The 25,048-nt window shown below is 60.9% G+C and carries 27 protein-coding genes; 9 read left to right on the top strand and 18 right to left on the bottom strand.

The window, feature by feature from the left end; translation table 11 throughout:
- The first annotated feature begins 77 nt into the window (after positions 1 to 77).
- From EEB13_RS01035 to EEB13_RS01020, 4 genes are all read left to right on the top strand, one after another.
- Positions 78 to 1,226, top strand: coding sequence for a CaiB/BaiF CoA transferase family protein (locus EEB13_RS01035; protein WP_141484438.1), 1,149 nt, complete (start codon positions 78 to 80; stop codon positions 1,224 to 1,226).
- A complete protein-coding gene (locus tag EEB13_RS01030) occupies positions 1,217 to 2,461 on the top strand; it encodes an acetyl-CoA hydrolase/transferase family protein (protein ID WP_045070233.1) in 1,245 nt (414 codons plus the stop codon). Before EEB13_RS01035 ends, EEB13_RS01030 begins: the two co-directional genes overlap by 10 nt.
- Entirely contained in the window at positions 2,461 to 3,246 is a 786-nt protein-coding gene (locus EEB13_RS01025; protein WP_045070230.1) for an enoyl-CoA hydratase/isomerase family protein, read from the top strand. The genes EEB13_RS01030 and EEB13_RS01025 overlap by 1 nt, the downstream gene beginning before the upstream one ends.
- A gap of 120 nt (positions 3,247 to 3,366) precedes the next feature.
- Entirely contained in the window at positions 3,367 to 4,707 is a 1,341-nt protein-coding gene (locus tag EEB13_RS01020) for an HNH endonuclease signature motif containing protein (protein WP_141484437.1), read from the top strand.
- An 85-nt stretch (positions 4,708 to 4,792) separates the two neighbouring features.
- Here EEB13_RS01020 and EEB13_RS01015 read toward each other — a convergent pair whose 3' ends face one another.
- The 13 genes from EEB13_RS01015 to EEB13_RS31340 all read right to left on the bottom strand — a co-directional run bounded on the left by EEB13_RS01015 (position 4,793) and on the right by EEB13_RS31340 (position 18,934).
- Entirely contained in the window at positions 4,793 to 5,371 is a 579-nt protein-coding gene (locus EEB13_RS01015) for a carboxymuconolactone decarboxylase family protein (protein ID WP_116101430.1), read from the bottom strand.
- 38 nt (positions 5,372 to 5,409) lie between these two features.
- Complete coding sequence (locus EEB13_RS01010; protein ID WP_116101429.1) at positions 5,410 to 6,153, bottom strand: SDR family NAD(P)-dependent oxidoreductase; 744 nt, start codon at positions 6,151 to 6,153, stop codon at positions 5,410 to 5,412.
- The gene (locus tag EEB13_RS01005; protein WP_141484436.1) at positions 6,150 to 6,986 is read right to left on the bottom strand and encodes a TauD/TfdA dioxygenase family protein; all 837 of its coding nucleotides are present in this window, start codon (positions 6,984 to 6,986) and stop codon (positions 6,150 to 6,152) included. Before EEB13_RS01005 ends, EEB13_RS01010 begins: the two co-directional genes overlap by 4 nt.
- Positions 6,987 to 7,031: 45 nt before the next feature.
- Positions 7,032 to 7,559, bottom strand: a complete 528-nt coding sequence (locus EEB13_RS01000) for a nuclear transport factor 2 family protein (protein ID WP_261984421.1) — start codon at positions 7,557 to 7,559, stop codon at positions 7,032 to 7,034.
- A 40-nt stretch (positions 7,560 to 7,599) separates the two neighbouring features.
- Positions 7,600 to 8,466, bottom strand: coding sequence for an SDR family NAD(P)-dependent oxidoreductase (locus EEB13_RS00995; RefSeq protein ID WP_141484435.1), 867 nt, complete (start codon positions 8,464 to 8,466; stop codon positions 7,600 to 7,602).
- 13 nt (positions 8,467 to 8,479) lie between these two features.
- A complete protein-coding gene (locus EEB13_RS00990; protein ID WP_141484434.1) occupies positions 8,480 to 9,910 on the bottom strand; it encodes an aldehyde dehydrogenase family protein in 1,431 nt (476 codons plus the stop codon).
- Between the two features lie 69 nt (positions 9,911 to 9,979).
- Positions 9,980 to 11,686 (bottom strand): thiamine pyrophosphate-binding protein, encoded by a 1,707-nt coding sequence (locus tag EEB13_RS00985; RefSeq protein ID WP_033230946.1) that lies wholly within the window; start codon positions 11,684 to 11,686, stop codon positions 9,980 to 9,982.
- Positions 11,676 to 12,602, bottom strand: coding sequence for an SDR family NAD(P)-dependent oxidoreductase (locus EEB13_RS00980; protein ID WP_141484433.1), 927 nt, complete (start codon positions 12,600 to 12,602; stop codon positions 11,676 to 11,678). Before EEB13_RS00980 ends, EEB13_RS00985 begins: the two co-directional genes overlap by 11 nt.
- Positions 12,595 to 14,448 carry a flavin-containing monooxygenase gene (locus EEB13_RS00975; RefSeq protein ID WP_233365756.1) on the bottom strand — a complete coding sequence of 618 codons (1,854 nt, stop codon included), beginning with the start codon at positions 14,446 to 14,448 and terminating at the stop codon, positions 12,595 to 12,597. The genes EEB13_RS00980 and EEB13_RS00975 overlap by 8 nt, the downstream gene beginning before the upstream one ends.
- Before the next feature lie 44 nt (positions 14,449 to 14,492).
- Positions 14,493 to 15,869: an aromatic ring-hydroxylating oxygenase subunit alpha gene (locus tag EEB13_RS00970; RefSeq protein WP_095886472.1), complete on the bottom strand. Its 1,377-nt coding sequence runs from the start codon at positions 15,867 to 15,869 to the stop codon at positions 14,493 to 14,495.
- Between the two features lie 28 nt (positions 15,870 to 15,897).
- Positions 15,898 to 16,758 (bottom strand): SDR family NAD(P)-dependent oxidoreductase, encoded by an 861-nt coding sequence (locus EEB13_RS00965; RefSeq protein WP_033230943.1) that lies wholly within the window; start codon positions 16,756 to 16,758, stop codon positions 15,898 to 15,900.
- A gap of 8 nt (positions 16,759 to 16,766) precedes the next feature.
- A complete protein-coding gene (locus tag EEB13_RS00960) occupies positions 16,767 to 18,365 on the bottom strand; it encodes an SMP-30/gluconolactonase/LRE family protein (RefSeq protein WP_239654795.1) in 1,599 nt (532 codons plus the stop codon).
- A 428-nt stretch (positions 18,366 to 18,793) separates the two neighbouring features.
- Complete coding sequence (locus EEB13_RS31340) at positions 18,794 to 18,934, bottom strand: hypothetical protein (RefSeq protein WP_187328468.1); 141 nt, start codon at positions 18,932 to 18,934, stop codon at positions 18,794 to 18,796.
- 135 nt (positions 18,935 to 19,069) lie between these two features.
- Between EEB13_RS31340 and EEB13_RS31335 the strand changes: the two genes are divergently transcribed.
- On the top strand, positions 19,070 to 19,228 hold the full coding sequence (locus EEB13_RS31335) for a hypothetical protein (RefSeq protein ID WP_172936148.1): 159 nt from the start codon (positions 19,070 to 19,072) through the stop codon (positions 19,226 to 19,228).
- A gap of 20 nt (positions 19,229 to 19,248) precedes the next feature.
- Here EEB13_RS31335 and EEB13_RS00955 read toward each other — a convergent pair whose 3' ends face one another.
- From EEB13_RS00955 to EEB13_RS00945, 3 genes are all read right to left on the bottom strand, one after another.
- Positions 19,249 to 19,629, bottom strand: coding sequence for a VOC family protein (locus EEB13_RS00955; RefSeq protein WP_141484432.1), 381 nt, complete (start codon positions 19,627 to 19,629; stop codon positions 19,249 to 19,251).
- Positions 19,626 to 20,036 (bottom strand): VOC family protein, encoded by a 411-nt coding sequence (locus tag EEB13_RS00950; RefSeq protein ID WP_141484431.1) that lies wholly within the window; start codon positions 20,034 to 20,036, stop codon positions 19,626 to 19,628. Before EEB13_RS00950 ends, EEB13_RS00955 begins: the two co-directional genes overlap by 4 nt.
- 91 nt (positions 20,037 to 20,127) lie before the next feature.
- Positions 20,128 to 20,688, bottom strand: a complete 561-nt coding sequence (locus EEB13_RS00945; protein WP_116101420.1) for a helix-turn-helix domain-containing protein — start codon at positions 20,686 to 20,688, stop codon at positions 20,128 to 20,130.
- Between the two features lie 64 nt (positions 20,689 to 20,752).
- Here EEB13_RS00945 and EEB13_RS00940 point away from each other — a divergent pair, with 64 nt between their 5' ends.
- The gene (locus tag EEB13_RS00940; RefSeq protein ID WP_222839780.1) at positions 20,753 to 21,430 is read left to right on the top strand and encodes an AzlC family ABC transporter permease; all 678 of its coding nucleotides are present in this window, start codon (positions 20,753 to 20,755) and stop codon (positions 21,428 to 21,430) included.
- Complete coding sequence (locus tag EEB13_RS00935) at positions 21,427 to 21,747, top strand: AzlD domain-containing protein (RefSeq protein WP_141484429.1); 321 nt, start codon at positions 21,427 to 21,429, stop codon at positions 21,745 to 21,747. The genes EEB13_RS00940 and EEB13_RS00935 overlap by 4 nt, the downstream gene beginning before the upstream one ends.
- Here EEB13_RS00935 and EEB13_RS00930 read toward each other — a convergent pair.
- On the bottom strand, positions 21,733 to 22,371 hold the full coding sequence (locus EEB13_RS00930) for a TetR/AcrR family transcriptional regulator C-terminal domain-containing protein (RefSeq protein WP_045070205.1): 639 nt from the start codon (positions 22,369 to 22,371) through the stop codon (positions 21,733 to 21,735). The genes EEB13_RS00935 and EEB13_RS00930 overlap by 15 nt on opposite strands.
- Positions 22,372 to 22,510: 139 nt before the next feature.
- Here EEB13_RS00930 and bioB point away from each other — a divergent pair, with 139 nt between their 5' ends.
- Both bioB and EEB13_RS00920 read left to right on the top strand, forming a co-directional pair.
- Positions 22,511 to 23,539 (top strand): biotin synthase BioB, encoded by a 1,029-nt coding sequence (bioB, locus tag EEB13_RS00925; RefSeq protein ID WP_033230938.1) that lies wholly within the window; start codon positions 22,511 to 22,513, stop codon positions 23,537 to 23,539.
- On the top strand, positions 23,536 to 23,760 hold the full coding sequence (locus tag EEB13_RS00920) for a hypothetical protein (protein ID WP_141484428.1): 225 nt from the start codon (positions 23,536 to 23,538) through the stop codon (positions 23,758 to 23,760). Before bioB ends, EEB13_RS00920 begins: the two co-directional genes overlap by 4 nt.
- Before the next feature lie 18 nt (positions 23,761 to 23,778).
- Here the strand turns inward: EEB13_RS00920 and EEB13_RS00915 are convergent, their stop codons facing one another.
- Positions 23,779 to 24,945 (bottom strand): TDT family transporter, encoded by a 1,167-nt coding sequence (locus tag EEB13_RS00915; protein ID WP_257013047.1) that lies wholly within the window; start codon positions 24,943 to 24,945, stop codon positions 23,779 to 23,781.
- Between the last annotated feature and the right edge of the window lie 103 nt (positions 24,946 to 25,048).

Here is a 25,048-nt window from a genome sequence, read left to right as displayed (position 1 = left end):
TCACTAATACCACTATCCTTGTAAAGATTCACCTGATAGCGTCGAATCGTTCTGAAGAAAAGTGGAGGTTCATTCTGATGAAGCACTCGGGTCCGTTGACCGGGGTTCGGATCGTCGATCTCACGGCGATGGTGATGGGTCCCTACTGCACGCAGATCATGGCCGACATGGGGGCTGATGTTCTCAAGATCGAAAGCCCCGCCGGCGACAACACCCGCTACATTTCGGTGGGTCCGGAACCGGGATTGGGCGGTGTGTTTGTCAACGTGAATCGTGGAAAGCGCAGTGCGGTACTGGATCTGCGAACCGATGAGGGTGCAGGTGTACTGCGTGACTTGATCGCCGATGCGGATGTATTCATCCATTCCATGCGAGGCTCGGCAATCACAAAACTTGGTTTTGGCTACGACGACGTGGCCGCCGTCAATCCGTCGATCGTCTACACCAACTGCTACGGATACGGGCGTCGCGGGCCGGATGCCGATTTGACGGCCTACGACGACACAATTCAGGCCGAATGCGGCTTACCGCACGTGCAGGAACAGTTGACCGGCGAGAGTGGTTATGTCGGAACCATTATCGCGGACAAGGTTGCGGGACTCACTGCCGTGTACGCCACCACGATGGCCCTCTTTCACCGCGAACGTACTGGAGAAGGCCAAGAGGTGGAGGTTGCCATGTTCGAGACGATGGCAGCTTTCATGCTGGTCGAACATGCAAATGGGGCACTGTTCACCCCGGCGCTGGGTCCGGCGGTGTATCCCCGTGCTGTGGCACCGAATCGGAAACCGTACCGGACCAAAGACGGCGAGATCTCGGCCATGGTGTACAACGACAAGCAATGGGCGGCTTTCGTCGACGCAGTCGATCCACCTTGGGCGGGTGCACATTTCGCGACTCTCGAACAACGAGCCCGTCAGATCGACACGGTGTACGCGCTGCTGGGTGAAACCTTCCTCGAACGCACGACGCAGGAATGGCTGGATCTGCTCCGATCTCACGATATTCCGGCCGCTCCGGTGAGGACACTGGACGAGTTGTTGAACAACGAGCACCTCGATGCCGTCAACTTTTTCGAAGACGTCGATACTCCCTACGGCTCAGTGCGTTTCCCTGGTCCGCCGACATGGTTCTCGCGCACGCCCGGTCGTATTGCCCGGCCGGCCCCTCGACTCGGTGAGCACACCGAGGAAGTCCTGAATGAGGTCGGTCGAGCGTGGAGTTGAATCGGTTCCTGAATCGGGGAGACCGTATTGTCATCGGACAGGCGTGCGGCGAACCGACAACGTTGATCGAAGCTCTGATCGATCAAGGGGCAGACATTGGCGGACTATCGGCATTTGTCGCAACGAGTTTCTCAGGAGTCTTCAATGCCGAAGCAAGTGAGAGCTTTTCGCTCTCCAGTATGGGGGCGATCGGAACGCTGCGATCGTTGACCAAAGTGCACAAGCTCAGTGTGATTCCGTGCCACGTCAGTCAAGTTGCGCCGATGATCGAGGCCGGGTTGATCGGGTGCGACGTTGCCTTCGTACAAGTAAGCGCTGCGGATGGGAACGGCAATCACAGCTTCGGATTGATCAGTGACTACGTTCAGGCGGCTGTGGCGAAAGCGCGCGTTGTCGTGGCGGAAGTGAACGATCAAGTCCCGTTCACCTGCGGGGAACTGTTACCGGCAGCGAAGATCGATTACGCCATCGAAGTATCCAGACCTCCGGTTACACTGGCGCCGGCAACAATTGGACCGACCGATCATGCAATTGCCGAACATGCCGCTGCGTATATCGAGGACGGTGCGGTCATCCAGGTGGGGATCGGAGCCGTGCCGGATGCGTTGCTTCGGCTGATTCGAGACCGGAAAGATCTGGGTGTTCATTCGGGAATGGTGGGCGACGGCCTCGTTGATCTGGTGGAAGCAGGCACGGTGACCAACGCACGCAAACGAATCGACACGGGAGTGTCCGTCACCGGCGCACTCATCGGCAGCAAGGAACTGTACGCGTTCGCGCACCGTAACCAGGCAATTCGCATGTGTGCGACGTCGTACACACACGACGCGGCAGTTCTGGCTCAGCTCGACAAACTGGTGACAGTCAATTCCGCACTCGAAGTTGATCTCACAGGGCAAGTCAATGCGGAGCAAAGCGGTTCGGCGTATCTCGGTGGCACGGGTGGTCAGGTGGACTTCGTCCGGGCCGGTTCGCGTTCACCGGGCGGTCACGCGATCATGGCTCTCCCCGCCACGGCCAAGGGGGGAACCGTCAGCAGGATAACCGCGCACCTGTCAGGGCCTGTCACGACGGCGCGTAGTGACATCGATGTTGTGGTCACCGAATTCGGTGCAGCCGAGCTACGAGGACAGAACCTCGCGGAACGAGCGCGACGTTTGATCAATATTGCCCATCCGGATTTTCGCGAAGAGTTGATGCGCGAAGCGCATGCAATCAGGCAGAGGGGATTCTGATGAGTGATGCTGTGTTTTCGAATGACGCCGTGTTGTTCGACGCGCGCGACGACGGCATTGCTGTAATCACGCTGAACCGACCGGAGTCCCGAAACTGTCTCGATCGAGACGTGCGCGAGGGATTACGCGACGCCTGGAACCGATTCGAATACGACCCAGCGTTGCGGGTAGCGATACTCACCGGTTCCGGCGACGAAACATTTTGTGCAGGTGGCGATCTCAAAGAGATGGTCAATACCGCAATGGCGGTACCGCCGCGCGATATGTTTGCACTTCCCTACGACACGGTCGAACTGTCAAAACCCACCATTGCCGCGGTCAACGGCGTTGCCTACGCCGGTGGTTGGATGATTGCTCAGGCCTGTGACCTGTGTGTCGCCAGCACCACCGCGAAATTTGCGGTCACGGAGGTCAAGGTGGGGAGAAGCTCGCCGTGGGCGTCGCCGCTGATTCACATGATTCCGCAGCGCATCATGATGGAAATCCTGCTCACGGGTAAGCCGATATCTTCTACGCGCGCTTACGAGATCGGTCTCGTCAACCGACTTGCCGAGCCTGCGGATCTGATGGCGACGGCTCTGGACCTGGCAACCGAAATACTCTCCGGTGCACCTCTTTCCGTCAAAGCGGCGAGAGAAACTGTGATGCTGTCGACGGAGATGGGTCGTTCGGCCGCACTCAAGGCCGCACGCCACGTATCCGAGCACTGCTACAACAGTGACGACGCACAGGAGGGGCCGGCTGCATTTGCGGAAAAGCGTCGCCCGCAGTGGATGGGGCGCTGACTGGCTCATGTGACTCGTGGACGTCGCATTGCAAGAACGTGGGGGAACGAACTGTGCCCGGTATGTCCCTTGAATCGAATAGATGTTCGAGGGTAATTAGGTCAGGGTGGGGAGGCCTTGATGACTACGGTTTGCGATTCAACTTTGGTGGGGGATGTTGTAGCGGGTTCGGCTGTGGGTGTGCGGGGCAGGTTGTGGCGATTGCGACCGGCCGAGGTTCGAGACGTTGCAGTCTGTGTATCTGCGGAAATTCTTCGGCTGGAAGCGATTCGAGTTGCCGCGGTCGACGAATTGGCGCTCAATCCGGACGAGCAGGTGCTCTGTTACCGCGGTGTGGGGCGGTGGCTGGCGGCGAACACGATGCTGCAGAACGCGGCCGGTAACAAGATCGCCGCCCTCGGTGCCGCACTGCGGGGGTTCCCGGATATTACTGCCCAATTCGAGGCCGGCGATCTCTCGCTCGATCATGCGGCAATGATCGTCGCGTTCTGTGAATCTCCACCAAAAGGAATGCCGGACAGGGCGTTACCGTCCTGTATGAAGACTCTTCTTGCTGCGGCATCCGGGGTGGAGGCGACCACCATCAAACTCCGGTACGCGATTGCGGTTCTGGAGCGGATATTCGAGTCCGACGATGTCCCGCCCGGTGAGGACGACGACCTCAATGTCTTGCGGATTTCGCCGACGCTCAACGGTCAGGTCGCGATCAAGGGTGATTTCGACGCGCTCACTGGTGAAATGTTGTTGTCGGCCCTCTCGGGGTTGTCGATGCCGAAACCGGCCGCGGACGGAACCCCGGATCAGCGATCGGCAGCCAAACGAACCGCCGACGCGTTCACGGAGTTGATCCGCCGGTACCTCGACAACGCCGTCACCGGTGTTGACGGTGGTCAGCGTCCGCATGTGAATGTGCACATCACTGCGAAAGATCTTGCGGAGCATCGGGAATGTGCCACCCTGCGCAGCGATGTCGCGGCGGATTTCGATGAGCCTGATGTCGAAGATCTTGACGTCGGATACATGCCCTGGATGGGACCACTGAGTGTGAGCCTGACCCGGATGCTTGCCTGTGACTGCATGCTCTCCACCGTCCTGATGGACGGCAACGGGGCACCGCTCGATGCGACGCCGCACAAACGCCTCGTCACACCGGAACAACGCACGGCGTTGATTGCCCGGGACAAAGGCTGCGCCTTCCCGAACTGCGATGCGGTACCCGCTTGGTGCGACGCCCACCACATAAAACCGTGGTCGGTCGGCGGTTTGACGGTGATGGACAACCTCACCCTCCTCTGCCGTAGCCACCATCGGTTGATTCACAGCACCAGCGGATTCCGCGGGATCTGGGAAATCAAGATGGGCGACGATCACAAACCCTGGTTCATCCCACCATCCGCAATCGACCCCAAACAACGACGCCGACGCTCCACAACCCGCCAAGGTCCAGTTCACCGAGACTGAATCCGGCTCCGCCGGAAACTGAACACCGCGTGCAAGCTTCGCATCACGAGCTAAGACGATGCGAAGCCAACACGCATGTGTCCATTTACCGAACGGCAGGGAGGTACGGAGCAAGCTCCGGTTCAGGATTCACGTCGAATGACCGCAGCGCCATGGCGAGCATCGAGTAGCAGCCAACTGTGAACACCATATCCATCAGTTGCTCGGTGTTGAACTCCTCGGCCAGCGCCGACCAGGTCAGCTCACTTACCATGCCGTCCGCCAGCAGTTCGTCTACAGCACTGAGCAGGGACCGTTCCAGTGATGACCACTCGGATGCACCCGGGCCGTCCGCGACGCGAAGGATTTCGTCTTTCGTCATGCCGGCAGTTTCGGCAAGGATGACGTGCTGGGCCCATTCGTAATCGGATCGCCGAACCGACGCGACGCGGAGTACAAGCAGTTCCCGTTGCCTGTCGGTAAGCGAAGTCCCAGAAAGCAAGTGCGCGTTGAAGGACAGGAATGGCATCGCCAATGCGGGATATCGGGCCAGGGTCCCGACCAAGTTAAGTCCAGCCTTGCCGGCCCGTTGCGGATCGGCAGCAACGGTCGTTCGGAAGCCGTCGAAGAATTCCCTCATCTCGGGCGTCCATTGTTGTGGTGTTGCAGGCGAAATTCGAGCCATCGGCTGTAAATCCTCTCGGGTAGCGAACGTGCTTTCGATCAGGTGTTCCGGCCACCGTTGACACCGATGCTCTGCCCGGTGACGTAACCGGCTTCCTCGCTGGTGAGGAACGCACAGACAGCCGCCACATCCTCTGGTTGGCCGATCCGGCCGACGGGTGTTTTTGCTGTCTGTTGGTCGAGGTCGATGAATCCTTTCTCGACTGTGTTGCGCAGCATCGGGGTGTCGATGAATCCGGGAGGAACCGTATTGACGGTGATTCCGAATTTGGCGAATTCGAGCGCCAGCACTTTGGTGAGGCCGACAACTCCCGATTTGGCGGCCACGTAGCCGGCCAAGCCGGGGGCACCGCTGTGAATGCTCGACGACGAGATGTTGACGATCCGGCCCCAGCCTTCTTCGATCATGTCTGGCAGCACAGCCTGGCAACAGTCGAAGGTGCCGGTCAGGTTGATCGCGAGTGAGCGGTTCCACGTTTCGGCAGTGATCTCGAGGAAGGGGCCGTCGATGCTCAATCCGGCGCTGTTCACCAGGATGGCTGGTCGTCCTAGACGTGTACGCGCTTCGTTCAATCCTGCGTCGATCGCGGCGCGGTCGGTCACGTCGACGGTCAATCCGATGGCTTTGCCGCCCGACAATTCGATCGATGACGCCAACGCCTCGGCGGCACTGCCGTCGATATCGAAGATCGCCACCATCGCGCCGTCAGAGACGAGTCGCCGGCTGATCGCTGCTCCGATTCCCGATGCCCCACCAGTGACTACCGCGGTGCGACTGCTCACTTGATGATCTCGTGGCCGACCAGGGTTGAGCGATGCATACGGCGGGGCTCACTCCGGTCGAACTCGCAGGCCCGGTGGACGAGGCCGGAGTTGTCCCAGATCACCAGGTCACCTTCGGACCATGTGTGCCGATACACCAGTTCTTGTGATGTGGCGCGCTTTTCGAGATCGTCCAGGAGCGCACGACTTTCGTCGAAGTCCATTCCGACGACGTGCGATGTTGTCGCCCCGAACACGAGCGATTGCCGACCCGATTCATGCTGCCACACCAAGGGATGTTCCACTTCACGGCGCGAGGCCCATTCCTTCAATTGAGTCGGTGTCGGATCTGGGTACGTCAGCCGCTGAATTGCCGCGAAGGTGTGGACTACGCGCAGATCGGCGAACAGTTTCTTCTCGTCGTCTGATAGCGCCTCGTATGCGGCGTAGGTACTGGCGAATTCGGTTTCACCACCGCGGTCGGCCGTGACGCGGGCACTCATCACGGACGCCTTCGGTGCGATCTTGTCGAGTAGGCCGTCGATGTGCCAGAAGTCATTACTGGCGAGGTATTCCGCATTGGGGTTGGAGGGGTCGAAGCTGATCTCCATCACTTCTTCCGCGTCGTACGGTGGGAAGCGGGAGAAGTTGATCAGTGTTCCGAGTTTCCGGCAGAACTCGACTTGCGTGCGATCGTCGACGTTGATCTTGCGAAACAGCAATACGCCATGTTTTTCGAGTGCAGTCATACACGCGTCTGCGAGACCGTCATCGCGGAGTAGCCGATCGGTATCGACGCCCAGAACCTCCGCACCCAGATTGTTGCTGAGTTTCTTGATGTCAAGCGTGGTCATGGCTACTCCTGGATCAGTCGGGGACATGCGGATTCCGCATGTTCGTCAGTGGTCGTTGGTACGACGGGTCTGTTGTGCTGCGCGACGGGCGCCGTTGACGTGAATGTCAGGAACGTCGGCGAAAGGTATGCCCATTGTCGGAACGATGCCGGACCACTCGATTACATTGGTGCGCAGCGCGATTCTCCATTGTCCGTCACGGCGTTCGACGCGGTCGATGTACCGGCCGCCTGCGATCCAATTGGTGTCGTCGTGATTACGTCCGACGAATAGGTAGTACGTCTCGGTGTGTGCCGTGTCGCCGTCGATGTCGCAGGTGTGGTTCAGCAGGTTGTGATGCGTCGACACCTGGCCCAGTTCATGGGTCGCTCTGGCCCACTCGTAGAGATCGATCGGTCCACCGACAAAGTTCCCCGCCGCAATTGTGGCGTCGTCGTGGAAGGCGGAGAGGAAGATATCGCGGTCGAAGCGATCCATGCCACGGCTGAATCTGGTCAACGCGTCGTGGATCTCCTGACGATCGACCATAACGTCGAGGGCGGCTAGCCGATCCGAGGTGGCAGATGTAGTCATGAAGTCCTCCGGTCGATTACCTGAGATGGGTTGATCACGATCACTGAAGATCGGAGACCCAGATGGGCGCGCCGCGCGACGAGCGCAGCGACGGAACGACCTTGCCGTCAACGTCTTTGATTCCGTATTCGTGGGCAAGTTCGGCGGTGATGAAGGTGCCGCCCGAGCGTGTCGCGAGATTTGTGTCGACGGCGAGAGCTGCGATGACGCGACCCGGGAATTCCGGGGTGCAGCCGTCCTCCGGCCGAGTAGCAGCCCGGCCATCCAACCCAGGGACATTCGCCAGGTTTCGCTGCGCGCGTTCGGTGAAGGTGAGGCCCTGCCAGAGCGAAAGGGACGTCACGTTATGCGGTTTCAGCTCGATGGCCATATCTCGTGCCATCCGGTCCACCGCAGACTTCGCCGTGCCGAAGATGACGTTGTAGGTGTAAGTGACGCCGGTGTATCCGGAGACGGCCACTATGAGGCCGGACTTGTGCGGTGTCATGATCTTGGCGGCATGCCAAGCTGCTACGAAGTTCGAGCGGACGCCGACATCCACCATTTCCCAATGGGAGAGCGGTTTCTCCCAGAAGGACTGTGGGTCGGTCAGGTCTTCGGGCAAGGAGAATGCGTTGTTGACAAGAATGTCCAATCGGCCTTGCTCGTCTCGTACCTGGTGGAACAGGGCAGCAACCTGTGCGTCGTCGGCGTGGTCCACTGCGACGGCAACGCCCTTGCCGCCGCGCCGCGTACACTCAGCTGCTGTCTCTGCGATCGTGCCGGGTAGAGGATTCGACCCAGCGAGAACCGTGCGTCCCGTGACGTAGACGACGGCGCCCTGCTCTGCGAGCGCCAGCGCGATTCCTTTCCCGATACCGCGACTGGCGCCCGTGACCACAGCAACTTTGCCCGACAGAGAACTCATCTCCCGTGCTATTTCAGGAAGCGTCAGCGGTGTAGCCGAGCATGCCCTTGATCTCCAGGTAGTCGTGGAAACCGAACCCGCCCCACTCACGTCCGTTGCCGCTCTTCTTGTAGCCGCCGAACGGTGCGGCGAAGTCGAATCCGTCATTGATGGCGACGGACCCGGCGCGGATCCGTCGAGCGACGGCGCGAGCTTGCTCGAGGTCCGCGCCGGCAACAAATCCGGCGAGGCCGTACTCGGTGTCGTTTGCGATGTCGATGGCGTCGTCGATGTTGTCGTAGCCGAGAATCGTGAGAACCGGTCCGAAGATTTCCTCGCGGGCGATGGTCATGTTGTTGGTGACGTCGGCAAAAACGGTGGGGCGGACGTAGTAGCCCGTCGGCAAGTCGTCCGGACGTCCGAGGCCGCCCGCAACCAGCGTCGCACCTTCGCCGATCCCCTTGTCGATCAGGGACTGGATCTTCTCGAACTGGGCCTCGGACACTACGGGGCCGATTGCAGAATCGCCGCCCGGATCACCCACGGTCACCTGTGATGCTGCCTCTTGTGCGGCGCTGATGGCTTCTGCCATCCGGGAATTGGGCACAAGCATGCGTGATGGTGCGCTGCACGTCTGCCCGGAGTTCATCATCATGGTTGCCACACCCTTTGCGACGTTCTCGGCGAAGTCGCCGTCGTCGAGGATGATGTTGGGGCTCTTGCCGCCGAGCTCCTGCGAGACTCGCTTGACGCCGGGTGCGGCGTTGGTGGCGATGTCGATGCCGGCGCGGGTGGAGCCGGTGAACGAGATCATGTCGACGCCCGGGTGTGCGGACAGTGCTGCCCCGACAGTGGGTCCGTCGCCCTGGACGAGGTTGAACACGCCGGCGGGAACTCCTGCAGCGTCGAGGATTTCGGTGAAGATCTGGCCGGTGAACGGCGACTTCTCCGAAGGTTTGAGCACCATGGTGCAACCCGTTGCCAGTGCGGGGAAGACTTTCACGGCAATGAGGCTGATCGGCCAGTTCCACGGGGTGATCAATCCGCAGACTCCGATCGGTTCTTTGACGATCAGTGAATCGCCCTGCTGCTCCTCGAAGACGAAGTTCTCGAGCGCATCGATCGCGGTGGTGAGATGACCGGCACCAAGGTTCACCTGGAAACCGTTGGCCAGCGCGTTCGGTGCGCCCATCTCCTCCGTCAGAGCTGCAGCGAGGTCGCCCATCCGGTTCTGATACTCGGTGAGAATGTTTCGCAGAATCGTGAGTCGTTCCTCGCGGCTGGTTGCAGACCAACTCGAGAACGCGTCGCCTGCTGCCGCAACGGCGCGGTCGACGTCTGCCGGTGATCCTGATGCTACTGTGCCGCAGACCTTCTCGGTCGCAGGATTGACAACCTCTAGTGTGCTGGACTCCGCTGGATCGACCCATTGTCCGCCGATGTAGAACTTCAGATATTCACGCATGACTGTTCTGGTCCCTTTCGCAGTGTTCGTGAGTACTCGTCGAGCCGGGCATGATGCGAGCTGGAATGTTCACTGAGTGCCTTCTGCGTACCATGTTCGGAACTCGTCGTAGCTCGGCATTTCCTCGGAATTCGCCTTGGGGTCGACGGCAACGTGGATGACACCCGGCTTACCGCTGGCGTAGGCGCGCTTGATCGCCGGCGCGATATCCTCGTCGCGGTCGACGTACTCCCCGTAGCAGCCGAAGCCTTCGGCAACCTTGTCGAGCCGCGTATCTGTGCTCCAGTGAACACCGGTCTCGAGTGATCCCTGGCCGTAGGTGCGTTTGTAGACACCCACCTCGAGTCCCCACGCATAGTCGACGGCAACTACGCAGACCAGCGGCAGGTTGAGTCGCGCAGCGGTTTCCAGTTCTGCGATGTGGAATTGGAACGACGAGTCGCCGGTGATCAACATGATGGGACGTTGGCCGCCGTCAGCTACACCGGCGCCGACGGCATACGGGAGCCCGGTGCCGAGGTGGCCGAAGTTCTGATTCCACATCACGTCGTGGGGTTTTGCCTGTGAGTACGTCCAGCCGAAGATAGTGGTGGCGCCGCCGTCTCGGACCATGATGCCGTCGCTCGGGAAATCCTTGGTCGCCTCGACAATCAGACGAGCGGGATGCACCGGAGACATACCGGACGGCGCGGTTTCGGCAAGTTCCGCCAGCTGCGTCGCATCCTGTGTGATCCAGCCGTCGAGCTCGGGGGTCGCCGTGCGCGGTGCATCCCACAGCGCGTCGGAGAGTTGGGGAACAATCGCGCGGAGATCGCCGACGAGGGGCACGTCGATCCTGCGGTTGACGCCGATCGCCTCCGGATCCTGTTCGACGAGGATCCATTTCCGGCTCGCTTCGTTCGCGATCCAGTGCCGGCCCCGGCCGTAGTGGACCGGCTCTCCGAGTTCGGTGCCGATTGCCAGGCACAGGTCGGATTTCACCACGGCGTCGACAGCGGCGGAGGAGAAGCCGTATGGAAAGGTGCGGTTCTCGAGTCCTTCGATGAAGGAGGTGCCCCCTGAGGTCTGAATGACAGGGCAGGCCATGGCATCTGCGAGTGCCTTGACGGATTCGCCGGCGCGGGAGGTGTGGACTCCGTGCCCGATGAGCAGAATGGGTTGCTGGGCCGCTTGGATCAATTTCACCGCTTCGGCAACGAAGTCTGGGCCCGCAGTCTGTCCGACCATGCGATACGCATTGGGGGGCAACGGGTCTGGCACGTCCAGCTCTTCCTGGATGATGTGGGAGGGGTATTCGATGTACACGGGTCCAGGGGTGCCGGACAGCGCTTTCCGCAGTCCTTCGCGGATAATTTCGTCCGTCTGATCGGCGTATTCGATACTGGCACTGTATTTTACGGATGCTTCGAAGAGGTTTGCCTGTTTGACGAATTGAATGCGCCCACGTCGAACGCGCTGTTCGGTGATGCGGGCGCGCTGGCCACCGAGGAAGATCACCGGTGAGTTCTCGACTTTGGCGCACATCATGGCGCCGGCCAGGTTTGCGACGCCGGGGCCAAGGGTACCGATACACACCGCGGCCTTGCCGGTCATGCGCGATACGGCCTCAGCCATGAATCCGGCCGACTCTTCATGGTGCGGCGCAACCACATTCCATCCGCGTTCCTCGGCGAGGTGGAACATGTGCACGAAGTTCGGGTCGGGGATTCCGAAAATCGTGTTGATGCCCTCGGCTTCGAAGAGTTGCAAAATGCGTTCGTAAACCTTAACTGACATGTGCGTTGCCCTCCATGGCTATCGCAAAACTCTTGGTGATGTGGTCGACGTGAGCTGACGGGACGACAGGCAGGATCCACGGATCGCGGACGTCGCGGATGGCGTCGATCTGCCTTCCAACCTCCTCGATCGACCATGACGGTTGGTACACCCCGGGGGTTTCGGCGATGAATGCCCGAGCAACGCGGCCGCCGATTGTCACCAGCATTTCGCCGGTGATGGAACAGGATTCGTGAGCCAGCCAGGCGGCCGTCGGGGCCGTGAGTTCCGGTCCCATGGGCGGGTACGACGACGTGTCGAGCCCGTCGGCCAACCGCGTGATCGCTGCGGGAATGACGACGTTGGACAAGACGCCGTGGTCGGCACCCTCGATTGCTGCCACGTTGGACAGTCCGATGATGCCGGCCTTGGACGCCGCGTAGTTCGCGATGCGGTTGTTTCCGTACAGACCGCCGATCGACGAGGTCAGCACGATCCGGCCGTATCCGGCGTCGCACATCAGCGGGAATGCCGGCCGCAGTACGTGAAATGCGCCGCGGAGGTGAACGTCGAGAACTGCGTCGAAATCCTCGTACGTCATCTCCGTCAGCGGTGCGTAGCGGTTGTTTCCGGCGTTGTGGATGAGGATGTCGATACGTCCGTAGTGCTCGATGGCCGCGTTGACGATCGCCTGGCCGCCCGGTGCGGTTGCAACGGAGGCAGTGCTCGCGACTGCATCGCCGCCGGCAGCAGTGATCTCCGCGACGACCGCACTGGCGACTCCGCTATCTGTATTCTCACCGCTGATCCCGACACCGGGATCGTTGACGACCACTTTGGCCCCTTTGGACGCGAGTAGTAGTGCGTACTCACGTCCGATTCCTCTGCCGGCGCCGGTAATGACGGCAACACGACCGTCGAAGCGGGCCTCAGACATCGAGTTTCAGGCCTTCCAATGTGCCTGTGTCCCGCCAGGTTTGAAGGATTTCGCCCAGTTCGTAGAAGCCGCCCCAGAACGGGTCGCCGAGGAATGAGCGCCCGTTCGGCTCGCCTTCGCTGTTGTAATAGCCGGGGGTGCATTCCGACGTGAACGTGCTGTTGTCGATCGAGTGGGCCCGGATGGTCTGGATCCAGCCTTCTTCGGCTGCCGCGGTGGGTTCGACATGCGTGGCTCCGCGCGCCTGGGCCTCTTTGATGATGTACGCGATATGGTCGGCCTGCTGCTCGAACATCAGCGTTGTCGATGCGGTGACTCCGCCTTGAACGAAGCCGGTGGCGAAGTGGTTGGGGAAGCCGTGCGCCATGACACCGTGCAGGGTGCGGAATCCCTTGCCCCAGTGGTCGTAGAGGGAGGTTCCGTCGCGACCGGCAAACGGCGCGATGTCGAACTGGCGGTCGAGCGCGGTGGTGATCTCGAACCCACTCGCGAACACGATCGCGTCGAACTCGAGCTCGACGCCGTCGACCATCACGCCCTTCTCGGTGATCCGTTCCACGCCTTTGGTTTCCGACACATCGATCAGAGTGACGTTCGGGCGATTGAAGGTCGGGAGATAGTCGTCGTTGAAGACGGGACGCTTGCACATGTTGCGGTAGTACGGCTTCAGTAGTTCCGCAGTGTCCGAGTCGTCGACGATCTCCTCGATCCGTCGGCGGAGCCGTTCCATCGATCGGTAGTCCTCGATCTCCTTGAGTTCCATGAACTTCACCGGATCGGCGAGCGCAGCCCAGCCGTTGGTTTCGGTCAGTTTCGCGGCCATGTTGCGCGACACTTCGGTCCAGCCGTCGCAAATGAGATCCGGCTCGCCGGGGGAGTAGAAGGCAAAGGCGGCATTGTGGAAGTTGCGCTGACGTGCTGCCCGCCAACCTGGCTCGAGACTGTTCACCCATTGGGGATCGGTCGGGTAGTTGGCTCGCTCGAAGATGTACGACGGTGTCCGCTGGAAGACGGTCAGGTGCTTCGCGCCTTTTGCCAGGTGAGGGATCGCCTGAATACCACTCGATCCGGTGCCGATGACGGCGATTCGTTTGTCGGCGATCTTGTCCAGCCCGCCGTGCAGGTCGCCGCCGGTGTAGTCGTAATCCCAACGAGCCGTGTGGAATGTGTGTCCCTTGAAGTCCGTGATCCCGGGGATACCCGGAAGCTTCGGCCGGTTGTATGGGCCCTGTGCCATGACGACAAAACGAGCACGGATCTCGTCGCCGCGATTGGTACGGATCTGCCAGCGATTGATCTCCTCGTCCCATTCCAGCGAGCGGATCAAGGTATGGAAGATCGCATTGTCGTAGAACCCGAAGTGTTTACCGATGCGCTGAGCGTGCTCGAAGCACTCGTCGCCGTGCGAGAACCGCTCCTTCGGCATGTAGCCGGTTTCCTCGAGCAGCGGGAGGTAACAGTAGGCGTCCGAGTCGATCTGGATTCCCGGGTAGCGGTTCCAGTACCAGACGCCGCCGAAGTCGCCACCGAGTTCGACGATCTTGAAGTCTGTGACGCCCGCCTGCTGAAGGCGGTGCGCGGCAATGAGGCCGCAGAATCCACCGCCGAGGACTACGACCTCGATGTCGTCGGTGATGGGCTCGCGCGGTTCGACGGGCAGGTGCGGATCGCTCTCGTAGAAACCCGCGAATTCGTCGGCGGCCTCCACGTACTGCTGCTGACCTTCGGGACGAACACGCTTGTCGCGTTCGAGGAGGTACTTCGCCCGGAGAGCGTCGATGTCGACTTCGGGAGTGTGTGTGGGCGCGCAAGGCGTCATGGCCGTAGCTTGGGTCGGTGCGGTCATCGGATCTTCTTTCGTCAGAGCAAGTCAGTACACGATGTGAGGAGTCAGGCGAGATCCACCGGCGCACCGGTACCCATGTACGTGGCTAGGTTGTGGTGGAGGTTGACGATGCTGCGTTCGCGGTACGGGTTGGGTTTCGGCCCTGAAAAGCCTTGCGACTTCATACCTTTCTGGACCGCAGCCATGTTCACGAAGTCTTGTGGCAGGACGGTTCGCCAGGCCGGATCCTCCGGCGGGGTGAACTCCCATTCGGTTTCCGGTTCCTCGCCTGCGGGGAAGAGTTCGTAGACAGCGGCCTCGAAGATGCACTTGTTCGGATCGTCGCCGTATGGCCGGGCGCTGTAGCAGAGCATGTTGTTCAGGGCGTGCCCGATCTGGAAGTTCGGGAAGATCTGCCACGCCGTGCCACTTGCGGCGACAACCTGTGGGTCGACGGTCGGCCAGATCACGCCACGCGCTTCGTCGTCGCGCCTGGCCGAATCCAGCCAGTGACGCAGAACCTGATCCGATGGGGTGCCCTCGGGGAGTTCGTCGATCAGTCGCTGGGCCGCATCGACGAGGGTCCGAGTTGTATTGGTGTTTGCATTTTCCCACGTGAAGTTCTGCATTTCGATGGTCGACTTACGGGGGTCCGCGCCGCTGCCGATGCGCAGTTTTGCCTGGTTTTCTTCCATGCCCTTCGGTGCGTCGTAGCCGATGTTGCTGTGCTTACCTTGGGCGCGCGACCAACCGAGAAAATTCCCGAAGTTCATGAACTCCGGGTGGGTGTACGGAACATGGTAGGTCTCCATGAACGCTTCGAGCGCAACCTTCCAGTTGCAGTCGAAGACAAGCCATTTGCGCCAGCGGTACCGCATGTTCTCGAGGTGGAAATGATCGAGAAGAGAAGCCGCGGGCTCGAGATAGTCACGTAGAGGTTCGCAGCCCGGATCCATGTTGATCCAGATCCATCCACCCCAGGTGTCCACTGTGACACCACGCAGCTTCGTTGATTCCTCGGTCAACCCACACGGCCAGTCCTGACGTTCGGCGGCGAAGGTGTTCTTGCCGTCGAGGTCGTACCGCCAGCCGTGAAACCCGCAGATGAATTGCCTTGCCTGGCCGCGGGCTTCGTGGGCACCGGGCGGCGTGTCGACGAGTCGGCGACCGCGGTGGGAGCAGACGTTGTGGTAAGCACTGATCGTGTCCGGGGTCGAGCGCACGATGATGACCGATTCATCGAGAATTTCGTAGGTGAGAAAGTCGCCGACCTTGGGAATTTCCTCCACCCGACCGACCTGCTGCCATACTTTCGACCACAGCTTGTCGCCCTCGGCGCGGGCATACGTCTGCGAAATGTATGCCTCCACACCGATGGTGAGTGGTGTGGAATGTGACTCGGTTACAGTCGATTCCGGAATGCTCTCGGCGGTGTCGGTCATGGTGTCTCCTCTTCACATCGGTTCTGTGTCAGTGCGTTATCGCGTCGCGGAACGATTCGTCCTTGAGAAAAAGTGACGTGTGATCTGGGCCCATGTGCGTCCACTTGAGATTCAGTCCGCCGTCCACGAGCAATGTCTGTCCGGTGATGTAGGTCGAGAGATCCGACAGCAGGAAGAGAATTGCACCGGCTTGCTCCTCAGGGCGGCCGCGTCGACCCATCGTGATGGCGCGGCGATCACGCTCGGGATCGTCGTCGACGTAGGTGGAGGACGCAGGGGTGGCGGTCACGCCGGGAGCGATGGCGTTCACTCGAATACCGACTTCGGCGAGTTCCACGGCCATCGTGCGGGTTGCCGCGACCAAGGCGGCTTTTGCGCTGCCGTAACCGATATGAAAAGGCGCGGTGTTCATTCCGCTGATCGACGAGATCGACACGATGGAACCCGGACGGCTCTGCGCCTTCAATTCCGACGCGACCATCTGGCTCATGAAGAACATCGTTTCGAGATTTGCCGTGAACAATTCACGCCAGTCCGCTCGGGTGACGCGAGTGGACGGCATCCAGGTTGCAGGGGCAGCGCCGCCGGCGACGTTGACCAATCCGTGCAGTTTGCCGTCGGTGCGTCGAATCTGCTCCCGCACGATGGCAATACCGTCGTCGGTGGACGCATCGGCCGCGAGTGGGATGATCGAAAGACCCTGCGCGATAAGTGGTGCGATGTGGGTGTCGAGGTTTTCCTTGGAACGGCTCACGGCGATCACGGTTGCTCCGGCGCGGGCAAGCATGCTCGTTACCGACGTGCCGATCCCGCCGCCTGCTGCGCCCGAGACAACCACGATGCGTCCGTCCAGACCGACAAAGCTGTCGCCAACTTGGCTGTTGCTCATGGCGCGGCTCACACTGCCTTGCGTAGTGCCAGGACGCTGCCCTCTGCATCTGCGGAGACGTAGATTGTTCCGTCCGGTCCGGCCGCGATGCCGGCGAACGGGCCCTGAGGACCGGAGAACGGCGCTAGTCCCAGCAGCGGCTTGGGGGTGACACCCTCGGGTGCGCCCACCGGCAGATTGCCGGCAACTCGCTGCTGAATCTTGGTCGACAGATCGAAGCTGATCAGGGCTTTTGTTCCGACATCGACGATGTAGAGCACGCCGCCCCGAACAAGAATTCCCTGCGGGTTCTCGAGTCCGTCGACGATCGTGTCGACGCTGGAGCCGTTGATCGCGACGATTCGTCCGGCGCCGGCTTCGGAGACCAGGCAGGTACCGTCCGCGGTGAAGGCCACGCCCATCGGGTCGTGCAGTCCCGAGGCCAATTCTTCAACCTGCCCGCTCGACCCGACGGCAACAACTTTGCCTGCTCCCAGGTCGGCAACCGCGATGGTTCCGTTCGCGGAGACCGCGACACCGTAGAGTTGGTCGAGTCCTTCGGCGAGGACCTCACTTTCAGCGGTGACGGCGTTGTAGCGCGAAACGGTTCCGTTGCCCGCGACGATGAATTCGCCGTCGCCGACGGCCGTCATTCCGCGGATGTAACCGGGGTATCCTGGGCTGAAAAGCATTCCGAGAGTGCGGAGTTCGCCGCTCGGTTCGAGTGCGAGCAAGAAGGTGCCATCGGCGATGTACAACGTGCCGTCCGGGCCAACGGTCAAATCCAGGGGCCAAGTCAAACCGTCGGCCAAGGCGGTGCGGGTTCGGCCACCATCGAGGATCTCCGTGATCTGGCCGGTGAAACTCGATACGAACAGTCGATCACCTACGAAGGTGAGGTTGTCGAGTCCGGGATTGAGGCTTGCCAGTACGGTGCGATCGCCGTTGCGGGGATTGATCCGCAGCACTTCGCCCGACGCCACCTGGGTGGAGACGATGAAGCCCTCGGAGTCGAACTTGACTGCGTCCGGGACGCCGAGATCTGCTGCGACGCGTTCGGGTTCACCGTTGCCGTCGGGGTCGATGCGCCAGATTTCGTTGGTCCCGAGCACCGGGTAGTACAGCTTCCCGTCGGGACCGACCTCCATGCCGTTGGGCATCGGGAGGTTTTCGAGAAGTATCCGGGGTGCGCCGCCGTCGAGGCTCAGTTCCATCAACCGGCCACCGATGCGGCACTCGTTGACGAACAGTCGCCCCTGGTGGAACGTGATTCCGTTGACTCCGGGGAGGTCGTCGCGCAAAAGCCGCGTGCTGCCGCTTGATTCGCGCACGCTGACCCGGCCGTCGTAGTACTCGGTGATGTACAGGTCACCGGTGGGATCGAAGGCGACGTCGTCGGGCGCAACGATGTCGCTGCCCATGGCGCTGATGGTCTCGAGGTTGCCGGTGTTGATGTCGAGCGCGCTGATCTGGCTGCCTGCCACCTGTGCCACGTAGACGCGGCCGTCCGGTCCGGTGCGGAGTCCGTTTGCGCCGAACAGCCTGCTCGGGGGAGTGAGCCGGGTGAGATTCCAGCCCTCGGCGAGGGTGAATTGCGCTGGGCTGGTGTAGCGGGCCGCCTGTGTCAAGGAGTGCCTCCTGTGGTGAGGAGAGATTTTTGGGGGTGAGTAGACGGGCCTCGACTGACCGATTGGGTCGTGACGTGCGCCACTCTTCGTTGATCGTGAGCTAATCACGGAACCCTAAGCATTTCAAGTATTGCAATCCTTAGGAGGATGGAAGTACGATTCTCGCTATATGTGTGTCTGATTTCCGGTTTTGACGCAGCACTGATCGTGGGCAGTACTGATGACCGCCATGTGCGTATGTGCAGTACGGCGGTTTGTTCGCTGTGAGTCCGGCGCTGCTGGCCGGCGGGCAAGGGGTTTGACTGTCCTTGGTGGACAGCGACTTTCGTTCGCCCTGACCTTCGATCAATCCGGCACACTTCGGCGATATGCCAGGCGGAGGCATGATCGCGACCGTAAGTCCAGGTGCTTATCTGCCCGAAGGCGGGTTAGCGCGCGACTACCTTTGGGCCGGCCTCGGCGTCACGCGATGCGGTCACTGCATTGCCTACATCCGCGAAGGCATCCACGATTCGTGCGTGGTTGGCCCGCTCTGCGATCACTTTCCACGCTCCTCTGGACGCAACCATGGATACCGTTTATTCCGGTAACGCGATGGCGTGCAAGACTGGTGGATGAACCGCTGAGTCATCCGTTCCGGATAGGTGCCGTTTCTACGGCAATAGGGTGAAAATCGCGGCGGGTGAAAATCACAAGGGTGGCAAATGTACGAATCGAATTTGTTCTCCGACTCCAGTGCGACGGAGCCGGCCGAGATCGAAAAAACTGCAGAGGAATTGGCGTCCGAACGCACCGCATCTGTGGCGGAACGTTCCAACGCCGACACCGCTGAACAGCGCCAGTCGCAACTGTTCAGCGGGTAGTTTTTCGGCGCCGAGACGGGTCAGGATTCTTTCAGGACGGAGATCACGTTTCCGGCCGGGTCGGTAAACCAGGCGATATCGGGGCCGTTGCCTCGCATGATGCCGTTTTCCTCCTGAGGGAATCCGTCGTATTTGACGAACTCCACTCCGTAGCCGGTCAGTTCGTCGACCGTACTGTCGATATCGTCCACGAGGAAATTCAGGATCGTGTACGACGCGGGTTCGTGATTCGGCTTGGGATAGACGAGTATTTCGGTCCCACCTGCTAGGTGCAGGCGGATAATTCCCATTTCCTCGTCGGTGACCTTCAATCCAAGGGTTTCGCCATAGAATTTCTTGGCCGCGTCAATGTCGTCGACAGAGAATCCGCTGATGGCCTTTGTGCTTCCGAGTGCGCTCATTTCTTGTCCTCACTCATGGTCGACTCCATCTCTGCTCGGGCTGCCTCGCCGAACTCGATAATCTGGATGTAGTTGCCATCGGGATCGATCGCAGTGGCAAACCAACTGCCGCCGCGGTCTTCTAGCGGGGCGAACCAGGCTCCGTCGAGCGCATCGATCCGCTTCGCAATTGCGCGCGCATCGTCGGTCTCGATATTGAGGAACATTCGGCCGGGTTCTTTGTTGGTGTCGCCGATGTCGTCGCGTTTGTCGATCATCACGTAGAAACCGTTGAAGTCGAGGACGTCGTAGCCGGGTTCTCCGGGTGTTCGGTCGACTTTCGGCGCAAATGCCTGCGCATACCAGTCGCGCAGCCGATCTGGGTTGGTGCTGGAGAGCAAAATGCTCCCGATGCTGGATCCGGACATGCTTCCTCCTGCTGGTAGCCGTACGGGCGAGTCGAGAAGGACTGCCTAGATTTATAGACTGCCCACTTCCGCAAAAGTCATCGCACGATACTCAGATATGTTCGGACACCAGGATTGCCGTCGTGCCGGGTTCGAGTGCTCGGAAGATATGGTCTTCGTCGCCGGGGTAGGAGAGGTAGTCACCCGGACCCAGTTCGACGGGGTCAGTGGTCGGTCCGACTTCGGCTCGACCATGACCGATGACAACGTGTTCGGTGGTTCCGCGTGCATGTGGCGTGGATATGCGCGGTTCGCCAGGCTCGGCGACTATCCGGTAGAGGTCGCGCCGGGCATTCGGTGGGCTGGGCGCCAGAAGCGTCGCAATGTACGACGCGTTTGCAGACCCAATGGCCGGGCCGTCACCGGCGCGAATCAACTGGACAGGGTGCGACGGAGAGTCGACGAGTTGCGCGAACGGAACGCCCAGCGCGTTTCCGAGAGCCCACAACGTTTCCAGGCTGGGGTTTCCCAGGCCGGATTCGAGTTGTGAGAGTGTCGATTTGGCGATGTCGGCCCGTCGTGCGACTTCGGAGATGCTCAGTCCGGCTCGGGTGCGCTCTCGTTTGAGCGCACGCGCAACCAGTTGCTGAGGTGTGCTGTCCCCACTCACCATTGTTCGATGCTCCGATCATTCGTTCGCCTTGACGAACGGTGTCAGTTCGTTCAACATAGAATACATGCGTTCTCTATGGCGAACACTTGATCGTGACACTGTCCGGGTGGCCGCGTTGATTTGCGCGTCTGTGGCCGTGGTGGGGGTGTCCTACGGCGTCACTGCCGGGTCTGCCGGATTCTCGCTCTGGCAACTACTTGTGCTTGCGATCCTGGTGCTCGGGGCATCGTCGGAGTTTCTGTTCATCGGGATCATCGCCGTCGGCGGAAGTCCGCTCGCGGCGGTTCTTGCCGGCTTACTGATCAATTCACGAAATTTTGCCTACGGATTATCTGTCGGCTCATTCCTCGGCCAAGGCTGGCGGCGAGTGGTGGGCGCGCACCTGGTGAATGACGAATCCGTGGCGATTGCCACCGCTCAGTCCACTCTCGCGCGAAAGCGAGCGGCCTTCTGGCTGTGCGGAATCGGAATCGCGATCTGCTGGCCGCTCGGTGCGTTGACGGGCGGAATTCTCGGCTCGGTGGTCCGTGATCCGGCGACGCTCGGACTGGACGCCGCGTTTCCGGTCGTGATTCTCGCGCTGGTGTTGCCGGCATTGAAGGAGAGACTCACGTTGATTGCGGCGTCCGTCGGCGCGGTTGTAGCGGTGGGCACTTCGACCTTCTTGCCATCTGGAATGGCCCCACTTGTGGCCTTGTTGGGGATGGCTGCTGTCCTCCCGTTTCGGGAGAACGCCCGATGAGCGCACTGGGCGTGAGTGTTGCGATCATCGTATTTGCCTGTGGCACTTATGCCTTGCGGGTCAGTGGAGTTCTGCTCCGGGCTCGGGTTGCACTGTCCGCTGGGGCGCTTGCGTCGCTCGATCGCAGTATTGTGTGTCTGCTGGTTGCCGTAGCGCTGACGTCGATGCTGTTCGACGGCAACGATTTTGGTGGGCCCGCACGTGTCGTCGGCGTGAGCGCCGGCGCGATTGCTGCGTGGTTCAAAGCTCCACTGGTTGCGGTGGTGTTCGTCGCGGCGGGCGTCACCGCACTGCTGCGGTTGTCAGGAGTTGCGTAGCGCAGCGTGCGGGTTTGTCAATCGTGCGCGTATTCCGTCGATGAACAGGTCGAGGCCGAACTGGAAGCGGACGGTGGGATCGCCGGCGAGGAGATCGTCGTCGGATCCGCCGCCGATGATCTCCGGGGCGTCGGGGGAGATGGGAGCCCTGGTCAGGGCGCCGAGTTCTTCCATTTGGGCGCGAGACTGTTCGTCGACGGTATGCCCGAGGACGTAATACAGGACTGCGTAGGCTGCGAGTTCGGCATGTTCCCGTGACAGGCCTGACGTGAGTCCGGCCGTCACGAAGTTCTCGCGCACCTCGCTTGTCGTCATCCGTGACGCGAAGGTGGCGCTCACCAACTCGGCGCCGTCGCGGTGCGCGAGCAGAGCGGACCTAAGTCTGTGTGCCAGTTCGGAATAGGATTCTTCCCAGTTCTCGGCGTCGATCGGGGTGTCCACGCCCTCGAGGATCTTGTCGACCACCGCGCCGAGCAAAGTCTGCTTGTTCGGGAAATGCCAGTACAGGGCGCCGGGCTGAACGCCGAGAGACGTGGCGAGTCTGCGCATCGTGAGGTCGGCCAGGCCGAATTCGTCGAGGATCGCCATAGCGCCGTCCAGAACGTCTCCGCGTCGCAACTGCACGTGTTTGCCCCTCGTTTTCTGTGGATCGAACCGATGGCCTCATCGGAGCTTGCCTTTGACAGTATTCCACCTCGCCTCTAACGTGAACACCGTTCAACTTGTACGGTGTTCAATTTTCCAGTCTTGAAGGAGACTCCCGGTGACTCCGACCTCGGTAAGCACGGCGCCCGCTTCGATCGACATCCTCGACCTCGCCCGCGAGCAGGTCCTCGAACGCGGCGAAGGCCTGAGCGAAAGCCAGGTGCTCGACGTACTTCGATTGGGCGACGAACGCCTGGAGGACCTGCTGGCCCTCGCCCACGATGTGCGTATGAAATGGTGTGGGCCGGAAGTCGAGGTCGAAGGCATCATCAGCCTCAAGACCGGCGGTTGCCCCGAGGACTGCCATTTCTGCTCGCAGTCCGGGCTTTTCCAATCTCCCGTGCGTGCGGCGTGGCTCGATATTCCCAGCCTGGTGGAGGCCGCCAAGCAGACGGCCAAATCGGGTGCCACGGAATTCTGCATCGTTGCCGCCGTCCGTGGGCCGGACGCGAAGTTGCTGGCGCAGGTCGCGGCCGGAATCGAAGCGATCCGCAATGAGGTCGACATTCAGATCGCCTGCTCGCTCGGCATGCTGACGCAGGAGCAGGTTGATCAACTCGCCGCGATGGGAGTGCACCGCTACAACCACAACCTGGAAACCTCGAAATCGCATTTCCCGAACGTGGTCACCACTCACACGTGGGACGAGCGGTGGAACACGTTACGCATGGTTCGCGAAGCGGGCATGGAAGTGTGCTGTGGCGGAATTCTGGGAATGGGCGAGACACTGGAGCAGCGAGCGGAATTTGCCGCGAACCTCGCTGAACTCGAGCCAGACGAGGTTCCGCTCAACTTCCTCAATCCGCGTCCGGGTACGCCGTTCGGCGACCTCGAGGTCCTTCCCGCGAGCGAGGCGCTGAAGTCCGTCGCAGCATTCCGCCTCGCATTGCCGCGCACCATCCTGCGTTTCGCCGGTGGGCGTGAGATCACGCTCGGCGACCTTGGTGCCAAGCAGGGAATCCTCGGCGGCATCAATGCCGTCATCGTCGGTAACTACCTCACGACGCTCGGCCGTCCAGCCGAAAGTGACCTCGATTTGCTCATCGATCTGCAGATGCCGATCAAAGCCCTGAACGACACGCTGTGACCGAGTCGGTCACGGACGAGCGATACAACCCGTACACCGGGCGACGACTCGTCGAGGGCGTCGAAGACCTGACGCCGGCCGCTGCGTCGCTCGGACTCGAACCACCTCGGTTCTGCGAGCACTGCGGTCGGCGCATGATCGTGCAGATCAGCCCAGACGGGTGGTGGGCAAAGTGCTCACGTCACGGGGTGGTCGACTCGATCGACGCAAAGCTCAGGTAGCGCGCGCCAGGTGGCAACTCACGTCGGAGGTGTTGTCACCGGTGGGAATTTGTGTGCTTTGATCGCCCCGGTGTTCGGAGGCGGTAGGAACAGATTTCCGCGAAGGCTGCCGCGGGCAGTTCGGACTGCCACCAAGCACCACGTGCCCAATAGCCCGACGTAGGCTATGGCAGCGGCGTATCGGAAAGCCGGCAATTCGGTATGCAACGCCAATTGTGTTGTGCCAGTAACAAAAGTGCCGACCGGAAAAGTCAAACTCCACCACGTCAGGGCAAATGGCATTCCCTGGCGTGCGGTCCGGACTGTCAGCGCTGTGGCCAATCCGATCCACAACACCGCGAATCCCCACACGGGAACTCCGAACAGGATCGAAAAGATTCCCATCCCGGATGCCAACTGCGGTGAAACGGCAAGATGCGCATTCGCTCCGAGCAGGCCGACCGCGGTAATGGACTGGCCCAGCGGACCCAGGACGATCCACAGAGTCGGTACACGGGCGGTCCCGGAGGTACCGAAGTGGGCGAGGCGACTCCACACCATCGTGATGATGATGAACGACGCGAACAACGACAGGCCGAACATGGCGTAACAGCCGTAGAGCATCGTCGTGCGTCCGGTGCCGGGCGGCATATGGGGGATGAGCAGCGCGCCGGTCGCGGCGGAGACCATGGGCGGAACGACGGGCATCAGCCACCCGCCGAAGGCCGCGTCCGCTTCGACCTTGTGCTGAGTGAACATCAGATAAGGGATGGTCATTGCGGTAAATAGTCCGCCGATGGTTCCCATCGTCCACAGCGCCGCGTCGAGGCCGACAGCAGCGCGTTCCCCGATGAGAGACTTTCCGACCAAAAGCGCTCCGGCTCCCACTGTCAGAAATGCCATCGGTGCGGCGCCGTAGAAATGCGCCATCTGCGGGTTGTGCGCATGGCTGCGAGCCACCGTCGGATGGCGTACCCAATGCGCCACCACTGCGACGACTAGAACCACGAGCAAAATCGCGGCGAGTGTCCACATCACCTGTGCAAACACTTGCTGACCCCGAACTTGCACGGGGAGTGTTGCTGCTGCCGTCGCGACAATTCCGGTGCCCATGACGGACGCGAACCAGTTCGGCCCGAGATTGCCGAGGATCTGCCCGGGCGATTGCAGTGAGGAAAGTAACCACGGCTGGTGCGGTGCAACCACGATTGCTCCTCGCTCAGGGCGCCAATTGATATGAAATGGTGCGTCAGGTCAGCGTAGCGGCGCCGGCACTGATTCCGAGAGGTTCTCGACTGATGGACGGGGG

Source organism: Rhodococcus sp. WS3, from assembly GCF_003797085.1.
Lineage (GTDB): Bacteria > Actinomycetota > Actinomycetes > Mycobacteriales > Mycobacteriaceae > Rhodococcus_F > Rhodococcus_F globerula.
This window is presented reverse-complemented; position numbering and strand designations above follow the sequence as displayed.

Bases quoted from the DNA above. Each gene is read 5' to 3' on its own strand.
- EEB13_RS01020 (WP_141484437.1), top strand. From the start codon at position 3,367: ATGACTACGGTTTGCGATTCAACTTTGGTGGGGGATGTTGTAGCGGGT.
- EEB13_RS01000 (WP_261984421.1), bottom strand. From the start codon at position 7,559: ATGACTACATCTGCCACCTCGGATCGGCTAGCCGCCCTCGACGTTATG.
- EEB13_RS00985 (WP_033230946.1), bottom strand. From the start codon at position 11,686: ATGTCAGTTAAGGTTTACGAACGCATTTTGCAACTCTTCGAAGCCGAG.
- EEB13_RS31340 (WP_187328468.1), bottom strand. From the start codon at position 18,934: ATGGTTGCGTCCAGAGGAGCGTGGAAAGTGATCGCAGAGCGGGCCAAC.
- EEB13_RS00975 (WP_233365756.1), bottom strand. From the start codon at position 14,448: ATGACCGCACCGACCCAAGCTACGGCCATGACGCCTTGCGCGCCCACA.
- EEB13_RS00995 (WP_141484435.1), bottom strand. From the start codon at position 8,466: ATGAGTTCTCTGTCGGGCAAAGTTGCTGTGGTCACGGGCGCCAGTCGC.
- EEB13_RS00940 (WP_222839780.1), top strand. From the start codon at position 20,753: ATGCGTTCTCTATGGCGAACACTTGATCGTGACACTGTCCGGGTGGCC.
- EEB13_RS00965 (WP_033230943.1), bottom strand. From the start codon at position 16,758: ATGAGCAACAGCCAAGTTGGCGACAGCTTTGTCGGTCTGGACGGACGC.
- EEB13_RS31335 (WP_172936148.1), top strand. From the start codon at position 19,070: ATGTACGAATCGAATTTGTTCTCCGACTCCAGTGCGACGGAGCCGGCC.
- EEB13_RS00945 (WP_116101420.1), bottom strand. From the start codon at position 20,688: ATGGTGAGTGGGGACAGCACACCTCAGCAACTGGTTGCGCGTGCGCTC.
- EEB13_RS00990 (WP_141484434.1), bottom strand. From the start codon at position 9,910: ATGCGTGAATATCTGAAGTTCTACATCGGCGGACAATGGGTCGATCCA.
- EEB13_RS01035 (WP_141484438.1), top strand. From the start codon at position 78: ATGAAGCACTCGGGTCCGTTGACCGGGGTTCGGATCGTCGATCTCACG.
- EEB13_RS01025 (WP_045070230.1), top strand. From the start codon at position 2,461: ATGAGTGATGCTGTGTTTTCGAATGACGCCGTGTTGTTCGACGCGCGC.
- EEB13_RS00950 (WP_141484431.1), bottom strand. From the start codon at position 20,036: ATGTCCGGATCCAGCATCGGGAGCATTTTGCTCTCCAGCACCAACCCA.
- EEB13_RS00980 (WP_141484433.1), bottom strand. From the start codon at position 12,602: ATGTCTGAGGCCCGCTTCGACGGTCGTGTTGCCGTCATTACCGGCGCC.
- EEB13_RS00970 (WP_095886472.1), bottom strand. From the start codon at position 15,869: ATGACCGACACCGCCGAGAGCATTCCGGAATCGACTGTAACCGAGTCA.
- EEB13_RS01005 (WP_141484436.1), bottom strand. From the start codon at position 6,986: ATGACCACGCTTGACATCAAGAAACTCAGCAACAATCTGGGTGCGGAG.
- EEB13_RS00955 (WP_141484432.1), bottom strand. From the start codon at position 19,629: ATGAGCGCACTCGGAAGCACAAAGGCCATCAGCGGATTCTCTGTCGAC.
- EEB13_RS00935 (WP_141484429.1), top strand. From the start codon at position 21,427: ATGAGCGCACTGGGCGTGAGTGTTGCGATCATCGTATTTGCCTGTGGC.
- EEB13_RS01015 (WP_116101430.1), bottom strand. From the start codon at position 5,371: ATGGCTCGAATTTCGCCTGCAACACCACAACAATGGACGCCCGAGATG.